Annotated in this window: 2 protein-coding genes; one reads left to right on the plus strand and one right to left on the minus strand. The window is 60.1% G+C overall.

The features are described from left to right. Positions 1 to 1,568: 1,568 nt before the first annotated feature. Positions 1,569 to 2,573, minus strand: coding sequence for a glycoside hydrolase family 5 protein (locus KBI52_RS02185; RefSeq protein WP_371823100.1), 1,005 nt, complete (start codon positions 2,571 to 2,573; stop codon positions 1,569 to 1,571). A 703-nt stretch (positions 2,574 to 3,276) separates the two neighbouring features. Here KBI52_RS02185 and KBI52_RS02190 point away from each other — a divergent pair. Continuing rightward, a complete protein-coding gene (locus KBI52_RS02190) occupies positions 3,277 to 4,191 on the plus strand; it encodes a hypothetical protein (RefSeq protein ID WP_247654127.1) in 915 nt (304 codons plus the stop codon). The last annotated feature ends 235 nt before the right edge of the window (positions 4,192 to 4,426 follow it).

Genomic DNA, 4,426 nt, shown 5'->3' on the forward strand with positions numbered 1-4,426 from the left:
TTTGGCGTCAACAACCGGGCTGCAGCGGCCGTCGCCGGTGCGCGGCCCTACCCAAATCGTCCTCGAGGTGTTCTTCCGACTGAGGATGCGGGGATGCCCCTGGCCGTGGGAGATAACGGGTTGTTGCTGAGAGAGATCTGAGTAGATTTCGCACGATCTTACACGGCAAGCGCCCAAGCGCTCGGGCTGACCTTTGGCGGGCCCGGCTGAGGTCCAGAGCATGGGCATTTCTGACAGAATTGTTGGACGACTTCTGTTAGAGAGAGGAGGAGTTCAGCGCGCTTCACCCCTGGATCAGGTCCATTCATGCTTTCGATCTGATCGCGCGGCGCAACGGGCCGCAGGCGGCGGCATGGGCTTTCCCCTGGCGGCCTGACGAAAAAGAACGATCCTTTGGCGGGTGCCGACGAGCGCCCGATCCAGATCACCCTAGCCCTAGGTCAGGGTTAAGGCGGCGCTGCCAATGCAAATCTCCTTAGAGGCTTTCGGCTGAGCGCACAGGTTGAGCACCGCCTCTTTGAGCCCTAATCGGAGCGCTTTCGTTTGGATCAGTCGTGCCAGGGTAGTTCGGGCGGATCACCGACCAAGGTTAAGAAACCTAATAGACAACTCAAATGAAAGCTTACCCACCACAGCATCGTTTCCTCCATTTGAAACAAAGTTATTTATTCTTATTCACCTATGTTAATCAAAAATCTTTGAGATTGCAGCTCTTTTTGTTGCGAGCCGTTCGGGAGAAGATTCCTGCCGGCTAATCGTGATAGAAGGGGGGTTCGATACCGCCATACTGATCGTTTAGCTTGCTCGGTCAGAGGCCTTGTCCTGCTTGTCATGAATCAGCCTGGATAAACACCGCGGCCCAGGTGCTGCTGACGCTCCGGCGGCAGGTGACCCGATCCATTTCAAGGCCGGGGCGTTTGTCTACCTGAGCTACCACTGATGCGATGAATGGGGTTTTCGCGCCATCGGCACTCACCGATTGGGACATTGAGACCCAGCCGGAACAGGATAGTTTTCCGTCTATGGCTCGCCCCCACAGAGCCATGAGCGCCCTGGTTGAGATGGTCTGCAAGCTGCTCAGCCGGGGCGTTTGTTTGTCACACCGCAGAACCTTTTCGAGCGGCATTTCTACTGACATCGGCCCTTACCGATCAGCACCTTCGAACAGTAATCGTGCCATGCGAAAAGTTCTTATTATTCTCCCTCTATCAATGCTGGCGTCTGCTTCGATCGCACAGGACATCGGCCAAGGGACACCACCACGACTTGAAAATGCGGACGAGTTCCGAGCTATTGTCGCGGCTCCGAAACCTAAGGCACCGGCTCGACGCGAGGGGTGGAACGAGATGTACGATCGCCATCGTGCAGCGGCCAAGCGCTCTGTCCGATCGATGTGCGACGAGTGCCTTGGAGCCAAGCACAATAAACCTGGGCCGGAAACGCCGCTCATACTTCCGGAGGAACTGTCGAACTATCAGGGAGAGCCTCAGCTCGAACGTGAGCCGTAGCGAAGAACTCTCCTACCAGACTTTCACGCTAGCACCCGGCATCAGTCATGCCATGGACATTCATGGATGCGGGAGATACCTCATCAACGTGCGCATCTGCGGCATGTCTGGACGAGGATCTTCCCAAGTCTGAGCCTCTTTCGCGAAGACATTGTGTGGATCCCACTTCGATGCGTAAGGGTCGAGCCGCAGCATATGATCGTACTTCCACCACCCGCCTCCAGCGAAGTAAGCCCAACCGGCCCAACACTCCCTGTTAGCTTCGATGTGGTCGAGGAAACGCTGAAGTGCCTTCAAGGATTCGACATCTGCGGCACAGCCGAATTCGCCGACGAACGCCTTCCGCCCACTTGAGCCCAGCCAATTCGAGAAAAACGCGACATCGTTGATGAAGCCTTTCTCAATGGTTGCTTTCTGCCCAGCCGACCATTCGTCGAAGTAGCAATGGTAGTCGATGATCCAGTTGTTCAGCGGGTCAACGATATCCGCCATCATGGAGAAATTCGCGGAACCCCGCCTCCAGCTCGTGCGGCTCGTCCAGTTGTTGCCTGGAACGAGGATCGGGCCCGTCGCGCCTGTGGAGCGAATGGCAGCAATGGCGCCATTGATGACCTCGACAAGCTTTCCAGAGTTCTGATCGTGCGGCTCGTTCATCAGGCTGTACAGGATCATCGGACCGCTGTACTGGGCGGCCACTTTCCGCCAGAAGTCGGAGAAGTGGTCAATGGTGACGATCGGGCCTTCCCCGATGATGTGCTCTGCCCCGCCTTCCGTGCGGCGACCGTAGATGTGCGGTTCAATGATGACATAAGCCCCAAGCCCAGCAATTCGTCCGATCTGAGTTTGGATGCCTCTGGTTTGAGCAACGGCCAGGGGCCCACCGAGGATGGGTTGCATCAGCTCCCAAAGAAGGCTGAGCCGGACGACGTTCATCCGCTTCTGCTTGATGAAGTAATCCGCCGCCTCAGCTCGGGGCCATTGTTCACCTGGCGTATAGTTCATCCCTGTAAAGCTGACGCCCCTCAAGAACGGGAGGGGGGAGGATCCGTCGCGAGGAGATGCCATTACAGAGGCCTTTTACAATCTCAGGTCATACCACGACGGCGTAGACCTATTTCAGCGTGACGACAACCTGTGCCGTTAACTTGGCATCGACAGCGCTCTTGCCCGCACTATGGCCGGGTCGTGCACCGGGCCGCCCCTGGGGTCGGACACCGGCTTGCCGTCGCCTTTCGCCAGAGGCTTGTTCACGGTGGCAGTTGGTGCTCAGTTCGGAATCATGAAAAACCAGGTCTGAGCATCTAACTGCCAGCCACATGGTACTTGCGACGATCGCCAGATGGACAGCAGGCTGTTTTAGCTTGGAGTCCGCTGCTCACAATGCGACCGTGGAGACGCTTCAGCATGGCGTGTGTTCCTTCCTCACTCGCGCGGCACGATCTTGCCCGATAGGTCCACTTCCATCGGTTTGCTTACCTGGAGCAACGGGCATTGGAGGGCGTTCGCACCCATGTGTCGGAGCTTCTGCCGCACGAGGCAGCGGCGTATCTGAGGCGTTGGCTTGCATTTGGGCCCCTGCTCATTCAAGGCTCCATCAGACATACGAGGTCCTGCGTGGGCTGACAGGTCAGGATGTCTATGGCTCGCCCAACACTGCGGGAGATGCCTGACAGGCATTTCCCGTGACGGTATCGCTTAGCGGCGGGATCCAAAATCAAGACGGGCGGTTGTGCTCAGAGACACCAATCGCGAGCGGTTCTGACGGCCGATGGAGATCGCCTCCGCCTTCCAGATTCTGCCCTCTGATGACGAGGAGCGCCCGGGTGCCTATGCCCGGTTTCCCTATGACCGCGATCTCGTCCGCCGGTTTCGGGAGCATTTCCCTCGGGCGCGGTGGCGGGCCGGGGAGGAGCGCTGGTTCGTGCCGGGAACGACGGCCGCGAAGCGGCTGACCACCTGGACGGCGCAGGAGCTGGAGACCCTGGACCGGCATGCCGACGCCAAGGGGCGGGACGCCTTTGTCTTCGAGCCTCTGGAGAGCCCCTATCTGACCGTCGCTGACGATCTGATGGTGCGCACGCCCTATTCGCGCACCATCGTGGAAGCACTGCGGTCGATTCCGTGGGCCCACTGGGATTCCGAGGACAGGGTCTGGCGGGTGCCGTTCCGCTCCTACGAGGATTTGAAGTCGCGCTGGCCCGAGATCGAGGAGGCGGCGCGGCGCAACGAGCCTGAGGCCCGCCGGAGACGCCGCGAGGAGAAGAGGCGAGAAGGCCCGGATGAGGCTGCTCCGCTGCAGGCGGAGCGCCGCCGCAGGCGCTACCCGGTGCCGGTCGACGATCCTCCCCCTTTGGGCTTTCCGCTCTCGACGATCAGCTGGGGGGTTGTCGTGTTCGAGGCGATCGACGTCGATCCCATCGACGATCCTGCCGCGGCCAGGCTTTACGCTCATCTCCAGGGAGATCCGTCCCACTACGTTTGGGGTCACTGGCGGATGCCGACCCTTCAGGAGATCTACCGCACACGCCCCGTGCAGGCCGAAGAGGCATCCGAGATCCGCTCCGCGCGGGGATGGTGGTGGTCGAGCCGCGACGAACTGCAGGAGAGGGCGCGGAGGCTCCGGGAGGTGGAGCGGGCTCAGCGCTCGCGGCATCAGACCCGCAAGACCTCAATCGACGCCTGAGGTGGGGCCAAGCGGAGGCCGGCACGAAAAATCCGGGCTGGAGCCCGGATTTCGAACGTTTGGTGGGCAGTGTTCTTTAGAACGGCGAAGCCCTAGAACGGAATGTCGTCGTCGAAGTCGCTGTGCCGGGAGCCGCCGGCCGGCTCGGGCCTGCGCTCCATGGGGGATGATCGTCCGAAGTCGCCGCCGCGGCTGATCTGGCCCGGCTCGTCGTCGCCGAACTCCGACGCCCCGC

The organism is Microvirga sp. HBU67558 (assembly GCF_018069605.1).
Lineage (GTDB): Bacteria > Pseudomonadota > Alphaproteobacteria > Rhizobiales > Beijerinckiaceae > Microvirga > Microvirga terrae.